Origin of the sequence: Pseudomonas sp., assembly GCF_028293835.1 — a bacterium.
Lineage (GTDB): Bacteria > Pseudomonadota > Gammaproteobacteria > Pseudomonadales > Pseudomonadaceae > Aquipseudomonas.
Genome location: NZ_JAQGNX010000018.1, coordinates 38,001 through 54,241, shown reverse-complemented (window position 1 = coordinate 54,241; position 16,241 = coordinate 38,001). Strand labels below are relative to the sequence as shown.

The following is a 16,241-nucleotide window of genomic DNA, read 5'->3' as shown; positions in this document are numbered from 1 at the left end:
TTGCTGGCCGCCGAGCACGACGCCTGGCGGGCCGCCACCGTGCTGGAGCCGCGTGGCAGCGACGTGGTGGTCGGGGCGCTGCTGTGCGAGCCGGTGTCGCCCGACGCAGCCGCCGGCGTGATCTTCTTCAACAACACCGGCTACCTCGGCATGTGCGGCCATGGCACCATCGGCTTGATCATTTCCCTCGCGCATTTAGGCCGGATCGAACCGGGGCTGCACCGCATCGAAACGCCGGTCGGTACCGTCGAAGCCACGCTGCACCAGGACCACTCCGTGAGCGTGCGCAACGTGCCGTCGTACCGTTATCGCAAAGCGGTGAAGGTCGAGGTGCCCGGTCATGGGGTGGTTACGGGTGACATCGCTTGGGGCGGAAACTGGTTTTTCCTGATCGCTGACCACGGCCTCAGCGTGGCCAACGATAACCTGGAGGCCCTTACCGCCTATTCCTGGGCCGTGCGCCAGGCGCTGGAAGACCAAGGCATATCCGGCGATGACGAGGGCGTGATCGACCACATCGAGCTGTTTGCCCCTGACAGCCACGCCGACAGCCGCAACTTCGTGTTGTGTCCAGGAAAGGCATACGACCGCTCCCCCTGCGGCACCGGCACCAGCGCCAAACTGGCCTGCCTGGCGGCTGACGGCAAACTGCAACCCGGTGAAATCTGGCGTCAGGCCAGTGTGATCGGCAGCCAGTTCGAAGGCAGTTACCAGTGGGAGAAAGCCGGTGAGCCGCAGATTATCCCGACCATTCGTGGTAGGGCGCACATCAGTGCCGAAGCGACCTTGATCCTAGAAGACGACGATCCGTTCGCATGGGGCATTCGCCCATGAATGCAGACGTCATCGTCATCGGTGCCGGAATTATCGGCAGCGCTTGCGCCGATAAACTAGCCGGTCGCGGGCTGGACGTGCTGGTCATCGACAGCCAGCGCGGCGGTGCAACGGCGGTGGGCATGGGTCATTTGGTCGCAATGGATGACAGCCCGGCAGAATTGGCCCTGAGCCAATATTCCATTGGCGTCTGGCGAGAACTGGCCAGGGACCTGGATGACGACTGCGCGTACCGCAACTGCGGCACCTTGTGGCTGGCGGCGAACGCGGCAGAAATGCACGGTGCCCAACAGAAAATGGCCACGCTGCAGGCCAATGGCGTCGCCTGCGAAATGCTCGGTGCCGACGCTTTACAGGCAGCAGAGCCGGCGTTGCGCCAGGGTTTGCTCGGTGCGCTGAAGGTCAGCGGCGACGGCATTGTTTACGCGCCCAACGCCGCCCGCTGGTTGCTGGCTCGGCATGCTTCAACGATCACGCGTCTCCACGCCACGGTCATGGAAATCGATGGCAATCGCGTGCGCTTGGACGATCAGCGCTGGTTGAGTGCGACAGCGGTAATTTTGGCCAACGGCATTCATGCCACGCAGCTGTGCCCCGACCTGCCCATTCGACCGAAGAAAGGCCACTTGCTGATCACTGATCGCTACCCGGTGCAGATTCATCATCAACTGGTGGAACTGGGCTATATCACCAGCGCCCACGCCAACACAGGCACTTCAGTGGCATTCAATGCGCAGCCACGGCCCACCGGGCAGATTTTTCTCGGCTCGTCCCGGCAGTTCGACACCCTTGACCCTGAAGTGGAAGGCCCGGTGCTGGCGCGGATGCTTAAGCGTGCGCTGGAATATTTACCGGGTTTGGAGGACCTGAATGCTATTCGCAGCTGGACCGGTTTCCGTGCTGCCACACCGGACGGGCTGCCGATTTTGGGTGAACATCCACAGCAATCGGGCCTGTGGTTGGCGGTGGGTCATGAAGGACTTGGCGTGACCACCGCGCCGGGCAGCGCCCATGTGCTGGTGGCGCAGATGTTTGGGGAAAAACCGTTATTTGATCCGCTGCCCTACCGTTTCGAGCGCTTCAGTCCTGCGCCGGCAATTGCCGAGGCGGTCTCATGATTGAATTGCAGATAAACCGCGTCAGTGTACGGGTGGCGAACGGCACCACGGTCGCCGCCGCGCTGTATCTCGGCGCGGATGGCATCAGCCGCCTGTCCGTCAGCGGCGAGGCGCGAGCGCCATTGTGCGGCATGGGCGTGTGCCAGGAATGCCGAGTGACCATAGATGGACGACGGCGCCTGGCCTGCCAGACGCTGTGCCTGAATGGAATGTCGGTGGAGACCCGCCCATGAGTGAACACATTGATCTGCTGATCATCGGCGCGGGGCCTGCGGGCATGGCCGCAGCGCTGGCGGCGGGCGCCAGTGGCGTGAAGATTAAGGTGCTGGACGACAACCCTCTGCCGGGCGGGCAGATTTGGCGCGACGGGCCTCAAGCGCATCTGCCGCCCAGCGCCCGCCGTTACCGCGAGGCACTGGCTAGCGCGGCCAACATTACCGTGCATAACGGCACCAGGGTAGTCGCTCGCGTCGGGCCTAAATGCTTGCTCCTGGAAGACGCCGAGCGCGGTTGGCAACTGAGCTACGACAAGCTGATCCTGTGTACGGGCGCACGGGAACTGCTGCTGCCCTTTCCCGGCTGGACGTTGCCGGGCGTGACGGGCGCGGGCGGCTTACAGGCGCTGATCAAGGGCGGTATGCCGGTCCAGGGCGAGTCGATAGTCATTGCCGGCAGCGGTCCTTTATTGCTGGCGAGTGCCGCCTCGGCGAAAAAAGCCGGAGCGAATGTGCTGCACATCGCCGAGCAGGCATCGCTTGGCGCAGTCATGGCGTTCGCCGCGCAATTGCCGAAATGGCCAGGCAAAGTGCTGCAAGCGTGGTCGTTGTTAAATGCTCGCTACCGCTGTTCGAGTCATGTAGTGGAAGCGTTGGGAGATGACCGTTTGCGCGCGGTACGGTTGCTTCAGAGCGGCAAAACCGTGGAAGTTGCTTGTGAGCGTCTGGCCTGTGGTTTTGGATTAATTCCTAATATCCAATTGGCACAGGCCTTGGGTTGTTTGATCGTTGATCAGGCGATTGCCGTCGATGTTTGGCAAACCACTAGCCTCGACGATCACTATGCGGCTGGCGAATGCACCGGTTTTGGCGGCAGCGAACTGGCCTTGGTCGAAGGCGCAATCGCCGGTCATGCCGCAGTGGGCAATCAGGACAAAGCCCGTGGGTTATGGAGGCAGCGTAGGCATTGGCAGGGGTTCGCTGATGTGCTGGGGCAGGCCTTTGCGCTGGATTCGCGGCTGAAAACCTTGCCCACGCCGCAGACATTGGTTTGCCGTTGCGAAGATGTTTCTTATGGGACGTTGCAAGCATGCTCCGGATGGACCGAAGCCAAGCTGCAGAGTCGTTGCGGAATGGGCGCATGCCAGGGCCGAGTGTGTGGCGCCGCCGCTCATTATTTGTTCGATTGGACGCCGCCGGCACCGCGACCGCCATTGAGTCCGGCGAGAATCGGCACCTTGGCCTATATGGCCGATGAGCAGATCGTTGAACATCCGTTGTGAAGTCATATCGTACGTCGTATACACTATTTTCTTTTTAAACCCAGTGGTCCATTTCCTTGCCCTTGCCTCGTTTCAATCCTCCTAATCTGGGGATCACTCCTACCGCGTCGGAAATAATCGCCAAGCATTTGCGCGACGCGATCATCGTCGGTCACTTTGCCGAGGGTGAACCGATTCGTCAGGATGAAATCGCCGGGCTGTTCAACGTCAGTAAAATCCCGGTACGGGAGGCGCTGAAGCGTCTGGAAGCCGAAGGTTTGGTGATTTTTCATCGTAACAGGGGCGCGGTGGTCACCAAGATTTCCGAACCGGAGCTGGCGCAGATTTTCGAGGTTCGAGTGTTGTTGGAGGTTCAGGCGATTCGCTTGGCAGTGCCGAACATGACCGAAGAGACCTTCGCCAATGCAGACCGGATTTGTGATGAGTTTCTCGACAACAACGACATTGGGCATTGGGCGGAACTGAATTGGGAGCTGCACGCCTGCTTGTATGAACCGGCGCAGCGGCCGTTTTTGACTAACCTGATCCGCTCGATTCACGACAAGGTCGAGCGTTATCTGCGATTGCAAATGACCTTGGGCGAAAGCAAAGAGCGGGCAAACGTTGAACACCGCGAGATCATTCAAGCCTGTCGCGACCGCGACGCCAATAAAGCTGCCGAACTGATCGAGCAGCACATCATCGGCGTATGCCGCACCTTGTACGAACACCTGCCGAACCGGCCATGCGCTCTGTAGGCGCTGCCGAAGGCTGCGATAAGGTCGCACGACCGTCAGCGGTATAACGAGGGCGACCGGTTCCCGGTCTAATCGCAGCCTTCGGCAGCGCCTACAGATTATTTTTTATCTCAATAAGTTATGCGTTGTTTGATAAGAGCCATCAGGTTGGGCCAAAAAAGCTCACCGGTTACTGTTTTTGCTCCGTTATGTAACACCGCCCCGCTTCAAACCTTCTCGTTAATCCCCGCTAAACTCCTCAAACCGCGTCCCCGCGCGCGGTACTCACGCTTACAAGAATCTGGCACATCCTCTGCATATAAAATAACGTATACGAAATCCTCAATACTAAAACCGAGCTCATCTGACCGCACATCACGACAAGAGAACCTCACATGAAGAACCAAGTAACCGCCGTAGCCCTAACAGCATTAGTCAGCGCGTGCTTTATCAGCACGGCGCAGGCCGACAAGCTCGATAGCATCATTGAAAGTGGCACCTTGCGTTGCGCGGTTACGTTGGACTTCCCGCCGATGGGCTCTCGCGACGCAAGCAATACCCCCATTGGATTTGACGTCGACTATTGCAATGACTTGGCAAAGACCCTCGGTGTGAAGGCCGAAATCATTGATACACCGTTTCCTGACCGTATCCCGGCGTTGGTTTCCGGGCGGGCCGACGTGATTGTCGGCTCCACCTCCGACACACTGGAGCGGGCGAAAACCGTGGGCATGACGATTCCGTACTTCGCCTTCCAGATGATGGTCGTGGCGCATAAAGGCAAGGGCATCACCAAGTACGAAGACCTCAAAGGCAAGCCGGTCGGTAATACCAGCGGTACGTTCGAAGCCATTGGGCTGGAAAAAGATGTGAAGGCCTGGAACGACCCTAAAGGCAGCTTCCGCGCTTACCAAACTCAGAACGATACGATTCAGGCAGTCGAGCAAGGCCATATCGATGCCACGGTGATCACCAACACGGTGTCTGCTGCAGTGATCAAAACCGGCAAGTTCCCGGATCTGGACATCGTCGGCCCAGCGCCGTATGTCATTGACTACGTTGCACTGGCTGCAAAACGCGACGAATACGGCTTGATCAACTACCTCAACCTATTCATCCAGCACCAGGTGCGAGACGGTCGCTACAAAGAGCTGTACGCCAAATGGGTGGGTGGCGAACCGGTAAACCTGACGGTTCCAGGTGTGTATCGCTGATTGAGCTTGCGCCCGCGCGTCGTGTTGGCGCCGGGCATTTTCTACTGTGTTGCTGTCTGTAAGTAGGAACCCACGATGCCTGATATGTCGTTAAGCGGCCGCAGCCTGGTAGCTGGATCAGCGCAAGGCGAATTGCTCTATAGCGAGGTTGGCTTGAGCTTTTGGGGCGGCGTCGATCCGTTCAGCGGCGAAATCATTGACCGCCATCATCCGTTGTGTGGCGCGGTGCTCGCCCATCGCGTGCTGGCGATCCCCAGCGGACGCGGCTCGTGTACCGGCAGCAGTGTGTTGCTGGAATTGATCCTCAACGGTCATGCACCGGCTGCGCTGGTCTTTGAGCAGGTTGAAGACATCCTGACCCTCGGCGTGATCATCGCCGAACAAATGTTCCATCAGTCCATCCCAGTGATGTGTGTCGGCCGCGAAGGTTTTGCCGCGTTGCGCGACATGCACTTTGTGCAGATCGAAGCCGGCACGTTAAAAGGTTTTGCCCAGGGAACATCACTTCCAGACCTGGCCAATACCCCACCCATCACCCCGGCATTACCGTCCACGATCACGCTCAACCCTCGCGACCGAGAATTGCTGGCGGGCGCCCACGGCAAAGCCGCCCAAGTGGCGATGCAGATCATTTTGCGTGTCGCTGAACTGCAAGGCGCCACCGAGTTGCTGGACATCACCCAGGCGCACATCGACGGTTGCATTTATACCGGCCCCGCCAGCCTGCGTTTTGCTCAGCAACTGGTGGCATGGAACGCAAAAGTCAGCGTGCCCACGACCCTTAATTCCATTTCAGTGGATAAGCGCCGGTGGCGTGAACAAGGCATCGACGTCGCACTGGGGGTTCCTGCCAGCCAACTGGGCGATGCCTATTTAGACATGGGTGCGAAAGTCAGTTTTACCTGCGCCCCTTACCTGCTGGACAGCGCGCCCAAGGCCGGCGAGCAAATCGTTTGGGCCGAATCCAACGCCGTGGTGTACGCCAACAGTGTGTTGGGCGCGCGAACCCTGAAATACCCGGACTATCTTGATATCTGCATCGCCCTCACTGGTCGCGCGCCCTTGACCGGTTGCCACCTGGACTTACAACGCCACGCCACACTGCGCATTGAACTGCCGCCGCTGGCCGAACCGGACGATGCCTTTTACCCGCTGCTGGGCTATCACGTCGGGTTACTGGCCGGGAGCGAAATTCCGGTGGTCTGCGGCCTGGAAACACTGCAACCCAATCTGGATGACCTCAAGGCTTTTGGCGCCGCGTTCGCCACCACCTCCGCCGCGCCGATGTTCCATATTGTCGGCGTCACACCGGAAGCGGACACCCTGGAGTCAGCGCTGGGCCATCTGCCCGCGCCGCGGACCTTGTTTATTACCCTCCAAGACCTGCAGGCCAGTTGGAAAGAACTCAACAGCGCCGAAGAGTTGAAGGTTGATCTGGTCTCACTGGGCAATCCGCACTTTTCCCTGAGCGAATGCGCGACGCTGGCCGCCCTTTGTCACGGTAAAACCAAGCACACCGACGTAGCGATGGTGATCACCTGCGGCCGGGCCATTCATGGGCAGGCGATGACGGCCGGTTACGTGGCGGCGCTGGAAACCTTCGGCGTCCAATTCGTCACCGACACCTGTTGGTGCATGCTGGGCGAACCCGTGGTACCAGTGGGTGCCCGCACGCTCATGACCAACTCGGGAAAATATGCGCACTACGCGCCAGGACTTGTAGGTCGTCTGGTGCATTTCGGCAGTCTCGCCGCGTGCGTCGCGGCGGCCTGCGCAGGCGAAACCAGTGGCCGTCTGCCACGCTGGCTGGACAGCGCCGTGGAGGTGACCGCCCATGTTTGATTACACCTTCCATTGGCGGGCGGCGTTCAAGGCACTGCCGGACATGCTCGACGGCGCGGTGGTGACGTTTCAGACCGCCGCGCTGTCGATGATCTTCGGGGTGATTATCGCTTTGCTCCTGACGCTGATTCGCCAAGGTGACAACCGTTGGCTGCGGGGTTTTGGCGACCTATGGGTCTCGGTTGCGCGCAACACGCCGTCGCTATTTCAGATCTACATGCTGTATTTCGGCCTGGGCTCGTTTGGTCTGCACGTGAGCTCTTGGTTGGCGCTGCTGGCCGGGATTACCTTCAATAACGCGGGCTATCTGGCAGAGAACTTTCGCGGTGGCCTCAAGGCCGTGCCAGACACGCAAATGCGCGCCGCCCGGTCACTGGGCATGAGCGCGCCACAGGCCTATCGATTGGTGATCGTCCCGCAACTGCTGCGCATCGTGTTTTACCCGCTGACCAATCAAATGGTCTGGGCAGTGTTAATGACGTCGCTGGGAGTGGTGGTCGGGCTGAATAACGACCTCACCGGCGTCACCCAGGATTACAACGTGAAAACCTTCCGTACCTTCGAGTTCTTTGCCTTGGCCGCGGTGATTTATTACCTGATTGCCAAGCTGATCGTTGGTGTCGCCCGTCTGCTGGGCTGGCGCCTGTTCAGGTATTAAGGAATGAGTATGTTCACCACCAGCTTTACCACCAACGACTTCATGTACCTGATGCAAGGCGCCTGGGTCACGATTCTGTTGACCCTCGCGGCAATGGTCATCGGCACCTTGGCGGGCATCGTCTGCGGTTTTCTGCGGGCCCTGTTTCCACGATCAACGGTGCTCCTTGCCTGGCTGCTGGATGTGTTTCGCAGCGTGCCGCTGCTGATCCAGTTTGTGTTGTTCAACGCGTTGAAAAGCATTGTCGGATTGAACTGGACTGCGTTTACCGTCGGTTGCGTGGTGTTGGGGGTTTACGCCACCGCGTATTGCACCGAAATCGTCCGCGGCGGTGTGCTGGCGGTGCCGTTGACGTTGCGCCGCGCCAGCCGTTCGTTAGGCCTGAGTTACTTTCAAGATTTGCGCTTCATCGTGATGCCCATCGCGATGCGGGTGGCTTTTCCGGGCTGGCTGAACCTGACGCTGTCGGTGATGAAAGACACGGCATTGGTGATGTGGATCGGCATCATCGAATTATTGCGCGCCTCGCAAACCATTGTGACCCGCATCGACGAACCGCTGCTGGTGTTGAGCATCGCAGGACTTATTTACTACGTCATGAGCCTGGTGGTCGCCCGCTTGGGCGCCCGACTGGAAACGAGGTGGCAAGAAAATGATTGAGATCGACAACGTATATAAATCCTTCGGCGAGCTCGACGTAATCAAGGGCGTCAGCCTGACGGTGAACAAAGGCGAAGTGGTGTCGATCATCGGCGGCTCGGGGTCCGGCAAATCGACGCTGCTGATGTGCATCAATGGCCTGGAGTCCATCAAGAGCGGCAGCATTAGGGTCGATGGCACGCAGGTGCACGCCAAGAGCACTGACCTCAACAAGCTGCGGCAGAAAATTGGCATTGTGTTTCAGCAGTTCAATGCGTTCCCGCATCTGACCGTGTTGGAAAACGTGATGTTGGCCCCGCGTAAGGTGTTAGGTAAAAGTTCGGCCGAAGCCGAGGAATTGGCAGTGAAGCAACTGACTCACGTGGGTTTGGCCGACAAGCTTAAAGTGTTTCCTGGCAAGCTTTCCGGCGGTCAGCAGCAACGCATGGCTATCGCCCGTGCGCTGGCAATGTCGCCCAATTACATGTTGTTCGACGAAGCCACCTCGGCGCTGGATCCGCAGTTGGTGGGTGAGGTGCTGGACACCATGCGCATGCTCGCCGAAGACGGAATGACCATGGTCCTGGTCACCCACGAAATTCGCTTTGCCAGGGACGTGTCAGACCGCGTGGCGTTTTTGCGCAGCGGGCTGGTGCATGAAATTGGCACACCAGAGCAAGTGATTGGTAACCCGCAGAAGGCCGAAACCATTGAGTTTCTTAAATCGGTTCATTAACAGCAACCGCGCAGCCCCTCTGTAGGAGCCAACGTGTTGGCGAAGCGGTATGGGCGGTGTGTCAGGCATGTCGTCTCGCCTGTAGGAGCGCGCTTGGTGTAGCGGTTTTTACATATTTCAGGAGGTATAAAACGTGCGGTCATCGAAAGTCATTCATGTCATCAGTTGCCATGCTGAAGGCGAAGTCGGCGATGTGATTGTAGGCGGCGTGGTTGCGCCACCCGGCGACACGTTGTGGGAGCAATCGCGCTGGATTGCCAATGACAACGTGTTGCGTAACTTCGTGCTCAATGAACCCCGTGGCGGTGTGTTCCGACACGTTAACTTGCTGGTGCCAGCGAAAAACCCCTTGGCGCAAATGGGCTTCATCATCATGGAGCCCGCCGACGTGCCGCCGATGTCTGGCTCCAACTCCATGTGCGTCGCCACCGTGCTGTTGGACGCCGGCATTGTGCCGATGACCGAGCCGCAAACCCGGCTGATTCTGGAAGCGCCCGGTGGTTTGATTGAAGTGATCGCCGACTGCCGCAACGGCAAAGCCGAGCGCGTGGAGATCCGCAACGTCGCGTCTTTCGCCGACAAGCTGAACGCCATGATTGAAGTCCCCGGACTGGGTACTATTCAAGTCGACACTGCGTACGGAGGCGACAGTTTTGTCATCGTCGATTCGGTCGGCCTGGGCTTTACCCTATCGGCCGATGAAGCCGCTGACCTGGTGGCCATGGGCTTGAAAATCACCTTGGCTGCAAACGAACAATTGGGTTTCACCCACCCATTGAACCCGGACTGGAAGCACATTTCGTTTTGCCAGATCGCCGCCCCGGTAACCCGTATCGACGGCGTTGCCAGCGCCGCCAACGCCGTGGTCATCCGCCCTGGCAAAATCGACCGTTCACCGTGCGGCACCGGTTGTTCGGCGCGTATGGCGGTACTCCATGCCAAAGGCCAACTGGCCGTGGGCGAGCGCTTTATCGGCCGCTCCATCATTGGTTCTGAATTTCACTGCCGCATCGACTCCGTGACTCGGGTCGCGGACAAACCGGCCATTGTGCCCTGCCTGTCAGGCCGCGCATGGATCACCGGCACCCATCAACACATGCTCGACCCTAGCGACCCGTACCCCGTCGGTTATCAATTGTCAGATACCTGGCCGGTGCACTTGGACATCTAACCCGGATTCAAATGAATTTCACCTCATAGCTTTGCCCTGAACCGAACGTATACGAAATACCTTAAAGCCATTTGGAGGCCATCATGAGCAAAACCGTCAACTGGAGCGGCGTATTTCCCGCCGTCACCACTCAATTTCGCAGTGACTTCAGCATCGACTTTGAAGCCACCCATACAGTCATCGAAAACCTGGTGCGCGACGGCGTGTCCGGTCTGATCATTTGTGGCACCGTCGGCGAAAACACCTCGCTGAGCAGTGAAGAAAAAATCCAGCTGGTGGAAGTCGCCAAAGACGCCTCAGCCGGTCGCGTGCCGGTGCTGTCCGGTATCGCTGAGTTCACCAGCGCCAACGCCACCAGACTGGCCAAGGAAATCCAGCGCGTCGGCGCCGACGGTATCATGCTCATGCCCGCGTTAGTTTACTCGGCCAAACCCCACGAAGCCGCCGCGCACTTTCGTAGCGTCGCAACCAGCATCGACCTGCCAGTGATGGTCTACAACAACCCGCCGATCTACAAAAACGACATCACCCCAGACATACTTATTTCCTTGGCGGACTGCGAAAACATCGTCTGCTTCAAGGACTCATCGGGCGACACCCGGCGTTTTATCGACGTGCGTAACGAGGTAGGCGACCGCTTCGTGCTGTTCGCCGGGCTCGATGACGTGGTGCTGGAAAGCATTGCGGTGGGCGCCGTGGGTTGGGTCTCAGGGATGTCCAACGCCTTTCCGAAAGAAGGTGAAACCCTGTTCCGCCTGGCCCGTGACGGTCGCTTCAAGGATGCCATGCCACTTTACGAATGGTTCATGCCGTTGCTGCACCTCGATGCCCGTCCGGACCTGGTGCAATGCATCAAACTTTGCGAAGAACTGGCCGGCCGTGGCAGTTCGCTCACCCGCCCCCCGCGCCTGCCGCTGCCAGACGTCGACCGCGAATTCGTCGAAGGGCTGATGAGCAAAGCCTTGGCCAACCGCCCGGTACTGCTCGACGTTGGGTTGTAACTATCTAATCTCGGCGCGGCCCAACGGCCGCGTCTTACCTGAATTCACGAAATTCCTGCTCCCACAACGCCTTGTCACACAACCGAAATAATGGCGACTTAACATCACTCCTTCCCCGGTTACCGGAAAGCTCCCATGGACCCAGCGTTCTCGCCTTTTCGTCGTCCCTACGTGCCGGGCGATCATCGGTGTGCAGGCGATTTGTGCCAGAACACGCCTACCATCGAAGCTGCAGGCGCCAATGCGCAAGTGATGGAAATGTTCGCCACACATCGAGACTTGACGAGCCTTGCGGTGCTGGAAGATGACAAGCCGATTGGATTAATTAACCGCAATATTTTCCTGTCGCAGATGAGCAAACCGTTTCACCGCGAGCTGTACGACAAGAAAAGCTGCATCGCGTTTATGGACAAAGAGCCGCTGGTTGTCGACGCCGGGATGAGCATTGAAGCCCTGACCTTCAAAACCGTGGAGTTTGGCGAGAAGGCATTGGCTGACGGCTTTATCGTGATCCGTGAAGGCCGTTTCCTTGGGCTCGGCAGTGGCCTGAATTTGATGGGTGTCGTGGCGGCGATGCAGGCGGAGAAGAACCGTCAGATCATGCAAAGTATTGAATACGCCAGCGTCATTCAGCGCGCCATGCTCCGCGCTTCACGGGAAACCCTGGCACTGACGCTGCGCGACGCGGCGCTGGTGTGGCAGCCACGGGATGTGGTTGGCGGCGACTTCTACCACTTCGCGAAGCATCCCGACGGCTGGTTCGGCGCAGTGGCCGATTGCACCGGGCATGGCGTGCCTGGCGCATTCATGACCTTGATTGCTTCGTCGTCATTGTCAAAAGCACTTGAACAGCTTGGCCCGCATAACCCGGCCGCGTTGCTGGCAGCGGTCAATCGCAGCGTCAAAGGTCTGCTGGGGCAGGTCAACGGCGTCGACGACAGTCCTGAATCCGACGACGGCATGGACGCGGCCTTCTTCTGGTTCGATACCCAGCGTTGCGAGCTGACCTTTGCTGGCGCGCGGATTGCCCTGCACCTTCTCAGGCCCGAAGCCGACCAGTTCGAGACCCTCGCCGGCCAGCGCATGGGCGTTGGTTATGTGGACAGCCGCGCCGATTACGAGTGGACCCAAACCACCGTGGTCGTACCGCCCGACAGCGTCTTGTTTATTGCCACCGACGGTTTGATCGACCAAATCGGCGGCCCGCGCAGCATCGCTTTCGGCAAGCGCCAAGCCTGCGACGTGATTCTTGAACACCGGACCGAACCGGCTACTGTTATCTGCGAAAAATTGCGACTCACCCTTAGCGACTGGCAAGCCACCCAGACCCGCCGCGACGACCTGACCCTATTCTGTGCCCGCATTCAGGACAACCTATGAGTGTTTTCTCGCCCCTGTCCGATCAGGACTGCGCTTTTTTCGACTTGGCCCAACAACGTAATGTGATTTTTTATCACATGGGCTACTTCTCTCACAGCATCGTTGCGGCCATGGCCGAAGTGGTGAAATTGCAGTTGGAGGTGTCCGGTGTCAGCGGCCCGACACGGCGCAAGTTGTTCTCGTCTTTCGTTGAGCTGTCGCAAAACATTATTCACTACTCCTCGGACGCGTTGCCTCCAGATGAGCTCGACAGCAGCGGCCTGCGTCAAGGCGCGGTATGCATCTCGGCGAATCCGGAAGGCCACCTGATGCTCTGCGCCAACCCAATCGCCACCACCGACGTCAGCGCCTTGCGCGAGAAGTTGGAACCACTGCGCGACATGACCCTTGAGCAAATCAAGCAGGCATACAAAGCCTCCCTGCGCGCTGAAACACCGGTGGAGAGTAAAGGTGCGGGGCTGGGCTTTTTGACCATGGCACGCGATGCCAGCGCGCCACTGGAATTCGCTTTCCACCCCCGCGCAGACGACCCCGACACCACTCTGTTTTGTCTGAAAGCCATCATCTGAATAATAAGAGCGACACGACCATGGACAATCTGCATATCGCTGCAACAGCCACTTCTCCCGAGGTCGACTTTCGTTTTGATCAACATTTGTTGTCGCTCAAGGGAGAGTCATACCCGGAGAACGCAGCGGCGTTCTATGCCCCGATTATTTTGCAGCTGCGCGAATACCTGGCGTCCTGCGAGGGTGCGGCGATTACCGCCAACGTGTCCCTGGCGTATTTCAACAGTTCCAGCACCAAAATGTTGTTCAGTATTTTCGATGCGCTGGACCGCTCGGCCCAGGCCGGCAACAGCGTACAAATGAATTGGTACCACGACGAAGAGGACGAAACGATTTTTGAATTCGGCGAGGAGTTGCAAGCCGATTTCAAAGCCATCGATTTCACCGATCACCCGGTTTCAATCCAGTGAGAACACCATGCCCGCTTTAGCTACTTCTCAGAACGCGCTCAGCAACGAAGTGCCGGATTTGTTCAAAAGCGAGAATGCCGCGCTGGAAAACGCCCGGACCGCCCATGCCGCTCCCCACGCCGACGCCGACGTTTACTGCCGGTCCCTGGGCGAGTTGATCACTCACTTCGAACGCTTGATGCGCGAGACCCGGCGCCTGATTGGTCGCAGTGACCGCGCCGAACGCGAGATGAATGCGCTGAATCTGCAATTGAAAACCTTGGCCCAGCAGCTCGAACATCGGGCCACTCACGACGCGCTGACCGGCGTGCTAAACCGCGGTGCGGTGATTGAACTGGCCGGGCAAGCCCTGCGTGACGGCAGCGTGGTGATGATTGTGCTGGACATCGATCTCTTCAAACGCGTCAACGATGATTTCGGTCACCCCACTGGCGATGCGGTGATTCAGGGCATCGTGACCTGCTTGCGGCGCATCGTGGGGGACCAAGGGATCATCGGCCGAGTCGGCGGCGAAGAATTCACCGTGCTACTGCCTACCGGAAACCTCGCAGACGGCGTCCAGCTAGCCGAAGCCATGCGTGACGCTATTGCGAGCCATGTATTCGCAGCCCCGGTGAATCGACACATCACCGCCAGTTTCGGTGTCAGCATCAGCCCTGGCGGAACTGATTTCGACACCGCCTACAGCTTCGCCGACGCCGCGCTGTATTGCGCCAAACGCGCCGGCCGTAACTGCGTAGAGGTCGCGGTTTAAACACTCATCCATCTGTAGGAGCGAACGTGTTCGCGATGGATTTTCGGTGCGTCAGACATACCGCCTCGCCACCAAGTTGGCTCCTACAGTGGTTTGTGTTTTCAGCGTGACGGCACAACGACTCGACTTGAGCGCCATCCCCAACCCTGTTGCATCCCCGCTGCGGCCAGCAAAATCGCAATCACACCCAGCCATTGCAGCGGATTCAGGCGATGGCCGAAGGCGAACCAATCGACGAAGATAGCCGCAATCGGGTAGATGAACGACAGCGCTCCGGTCAGCGCAGTCGGCAACTTCTGAATAGCACCGTACAGCAGCACGTACATCACTCCGGTGTGCACCACACCCAGGGTCACCAGACTCGACCACGCGGCGGGCTGCTGCGGTAATCCATCGAAGTGCGCCCAAGGCGCCAGCAACAGCGCCCCGGTGCTGACCTGAATCAGCGCAATCAAATGCGGCGGAGTACCTGCCAGGCGCTTGATAATCAGCGCGGCCAAGGCATACAGCAGAGCGGCGCCCAATGCCAACGCGATGCCCAGCAAATATTCATCACCGGTTCCCCCCTGATCGCCATGGGCGCTGACAATCGCCAGCATCCCGAGAAACGCCAAGACAAGCCACATCATTTTTTGCAGGGTGATTTTTTCGCCGAGAAACAGCGCGGCCAACCCCACCAACATGAACGGCTGAACGTTATACACCGCCGTACCAATCGCAATTGACGCACGGGAATAAGAGGCAAACAGCAGCAGCCAATTACCAACGATGGCGACACCGCTGACTACCACCAAAGCGAAAATCCGTCGGGTCAACATGCCGGGGCGCAAGAAACCCGATACGCCGCAGATCAACAACAATGTGACGGCGCCAAACACGCAGCGCCAGAACACTACGTCCAGCACCGGCTGCCCGGATACCAGCACAAACCAGCCAATGGTTCCCGATATCAACATGGCGGCGATCATTTCCAGCGACCCGCGACGCAGCGAAGTGTTCATGGTTGAGCTCCTTGAAGAGGGCTAAAGTATGAACAATCAACGTGGAGCGCTTCCATAGTTAATAGAAGGCTAGAATCGATCTGGGCCTTCTTTATTAAGGCCAATTCGATTAATTGGCTAATTGGAGCTGAAATGACCGATGACATTGATCAAGCGCTAATTGGCGCGCTGATGGAAGATTCCCGTTGCTCGCTGAAGGCCTTGGCGCAGATCAGTGGACTGTCCTCGCCCAGTGTTGCGGAACGCCTGCGCAGGCTTGAAGAACGCGGAGTGCTTAAGGGCTATACCGTAGAAATCGACCCTAAGTGCTTTGGCTACCAATTACAGGCCATCGTGCGCGTACGCCCGCATCCAGGCCGACTGCAGGAAGTCGAACGGCAGATCCAGGCCATTGCGGAATTCACCGAATGCGACAAAGTCACCGGCGATGACTGCTTCATCGCCCGCCTGCACGTACGCTCCATGGAACAACTGGACACCTTGCTCGATGGACTGAATGCCTACGCCGAAACCAACACTGCCATCGTCAAGAAAACTCCGGTAAAAAGAAGATTGCCGCCCATGGCGTAATTAGACGTGTTTGCTGCGCAACAGCGCGGCGTCGAACACGGGGCGCAATCTCCTACAGAGGCTCTAGCCGCCTGTCATTTGCCCCAACGCCGCCGCTCTGCTAGTGTCGCGCCGGTTTAATGTCCATCGA

At 58.5% G+C, this 16,241-nt stretch carries 18 protein-coding genes; 17 read left to right on the top strand and 1 reads right to left on the bottom strand.

Annotated elements, in window-relative coordinates; genetic code table 11:
- The 16 genes from JWR17_RS02770 to JWR17_RS02695 all read left to right on the top strand — a co-directional run.
- The coding region (locus JWR17_RS02770) for a 4-hydroxyproline epimerase (RefSeq protein WP_299828062.1) at positions 1 to 834 on the top strand (834 nt) is incomplete at its 5' end.
- Positions 831 to 1,952 (top strand): FAD-dependent oxidoreductase, encoded by a 1,122-nt coding sequence (locus JWR17_RS02765; RefSeq protein ID WP_299828060.1) that lies wholly within the window; start codon positions 831 to 833, stop codon positions 1,950 to 1,952. The genes JWR17_RS02770 and JWR17_RS02765, both read left to right, overlap by 4 nt.
- Positions 1,949 to 2,185, top strand: a complete 237-nt coding sequence (locus JWR17_RS02760; RefSeq protein ID WP_299828058.1) for a (2Fe-2S)-binding protein — start codon at positions 1,949 to 1,951, stop codon at positions 2,183 to 2,185. The genes JWR17_RS02765 and JWR17_RS02760 overlap by 4 nt, the downstream gene beginning before the upstream one ends.
- The gene (locus JWR17_RS02755) at positions 2,182 to 3,450 is read left to right on the top strand and encodes an FAD/NAD(P)-binding oxidoreductase (protein ID WP_299828057.1); all 1,269 of its coding nucleotides are present in this window, start codon (positions 2,182 to 2,184) and stop codon (positions 3,448 to 3,450) included. Before JWR17_RS02760 ends, JWR17_RS02755 begins: the two co-directional genes overlap by 4 nt.
- 56 nt (positions 3,451 to 3,506) lie before the next feature.
- Entirely contained in the window at positions 3,507 to 4,187 is a 681-nt protein-coding gene (locus tag JWR17_RS02750; protein WP_299828055.1) for a GntR family transcriptional regulator, read from the top strand.
- Positions 4,188 to 4,561: 374 nt separating this feature from the next.
- Positions 4,562 to 5,380: a transporter substrate-binding domain-containing protein gene (locus tag JWR17_RS02745; RefSeq protein ID WP_299828053.1), complete on the top strand. Its 819-nt coding sequence runs from the start codon at positions 4,562 to 4,564 to the stop codon at positions 5,378 to 5,380.
- A 75-nt stretch (positions 5,381 to 5,455) separates the two neighbouring features.
- A complete protein-coding gene (locus JWR17_RS02740; protein WP_299828052.1) occupies positions 5,456 to 7,222 on the top strand; it encodes an aconitase family protein in 1,767 nt (588 codons plus the stop codon).
- Positions 7,215 to 7,880 carry an amino acid ABC transporter permease gene (locus JWR17_RS02735; RefSeq protein ID WP_299828050.1) on the top strand — a complete coding sequence of 222 codons (666 nt, stop codon included), beginning with the start codon at positions 7,215 to 7,217 and terminating at the stop codon, positions 7,878 to 7,880. The genes JWR17_RS02740 and JWR17_RS02735 overlap by 8 nt, the downstream gene beginning before the upstream one ends.
- Before the next feature lie 9 nt (positions 7,881 to 7,889).
- Positions 7,890 to 8,540, top strand: a complete 651-nt coding sequence (locus tag JWR17_RS02730; RefSeq protein WP_299828066.1) for an amino acid ABC transporter permease — start codon at positions 7,890 to 7,892, stop codon at positions 8,538 to 8,540.
- Entirely contained in the window at positions 8,533 to 9,255 is a 723-nt protein-coding gene (locus tag JWR17_RS02725) for an amino acid ABC transporter ATP-binding protein (RefSeq protein ID WP_299828048.1), read from the top strand. The genes JWR17_RS02730 and JWR17_RS02725 overlap by 8 nt, the downstream gene beginning before the upstream one ends.
- Before the next feature lie 133 nt (positions 9,256 to 9,388).
- Entirely contained in the window at positions 9,389 to 10,426 is a 1,038-nt protein-coding gene (locus JWR17_RS02720; protein WP_299828046.1) for a proline racemase family protein, read from the top strand.
- An 83-nt stretch (positions 10,427 to 10,509) separates the two neighbouring features.
- Positions 10,510 to 11,427 (top strand): dihydrodipicolinate synthase family protein, encoded by a 918-nt coding sequence (locus JWR17_RS02715; protein ID WP_299828044.1) that lies wholly within the window; start codon positions 10,510 to 10,512, stop codon positions 11,425 to 11,427.
- Positions 11,428 to 11,562: 135 nt separating this feature from the next.
- The gene (locus JWR17_RS02710; RefSeq protein ID WP_299828042.1) at positions 11,563 to 12,807 is read left to right on the top strand and encodes a SpoIIE family protein phosphatase; all 1,245 of its coding nucleotides are present in this window, start codon (positions 11,563 to 11,565) and stop codon (positions 12,805 to 12,807) included.
- Positions 12,804 to 13,376 (top strand): SiaB family protein kinase, encoded by a 573-nt coding sequence (locus JWR17_RS02705; protein ID WP_299828040.1) that lies wholly within the window; start codon positions 12,804 to 12,806, stop codon positions 13,374 to 13,376. Before JWR17_RS02710 ends, JWR17_RS02705 begins: the two co-directional genes overlap by 4 nt.
- 20 nt (positions 13,377 to 13,396) lie before the next feature.
- Positions 13,397 to 13,786 (top strand): DUF1987 domain-containing protein, encoded by a 390-nt coding sequence (locus JWR17_RS02700; protein WP_299828038.1) that lies wholly within the window; start codon positions 13,397 to 13,399, stop codon positions 13,784 to 13,786.
- 7 nt (positions 13,787 to 13,793) lie between these two features.
- Positions 13,794 to 14,540, top strand: a complete 747-nt coding sequence (locus tag JWR17_RS02695) for a GGDEF domain-containing protein (protein ID WP_299828036.1) — start codon at positions 13,794 to 13,796, stop codon at positions 14,538 to 14,540.
- A gap of 101 nt (positions 14,541 to 14,641) precedes the next feature.
- On the opposite strand, the gene JWR17_RS02690 is transcribed toward JWR17_RS02695, so the two are convergent.
- Positions 14,642 to 15,541, bottom strand: coding sequence for a DMT family transporter (locus JWR17_RS02690; RefSeq protein ID WP_299828034.1), 900 nt, complete (start codon positions 15,539 to 15,541; stop codon positions 14,642 to 14,644).
- A 132-nt stretch (positions 15,542 to 15,673) separates the two neighbouring features.
- Between JWR17_RS02690 and JWR17_RS02685 the strand changes: the two genes are divergently transcribed.
- A complete protein-coding gene (locus JWR17_RS02685; RefSeq protein WP_299828031.1) occupies positions 15,674 to 16,111 on the top strand; it encodes an Lrp/AsnC family transcriptional regulator in 438 nt (145 codons plus the stop codon).
- The last annotated feature ends 130 nt before the right edge of the window (positions 16,112 to 16,241 follow it).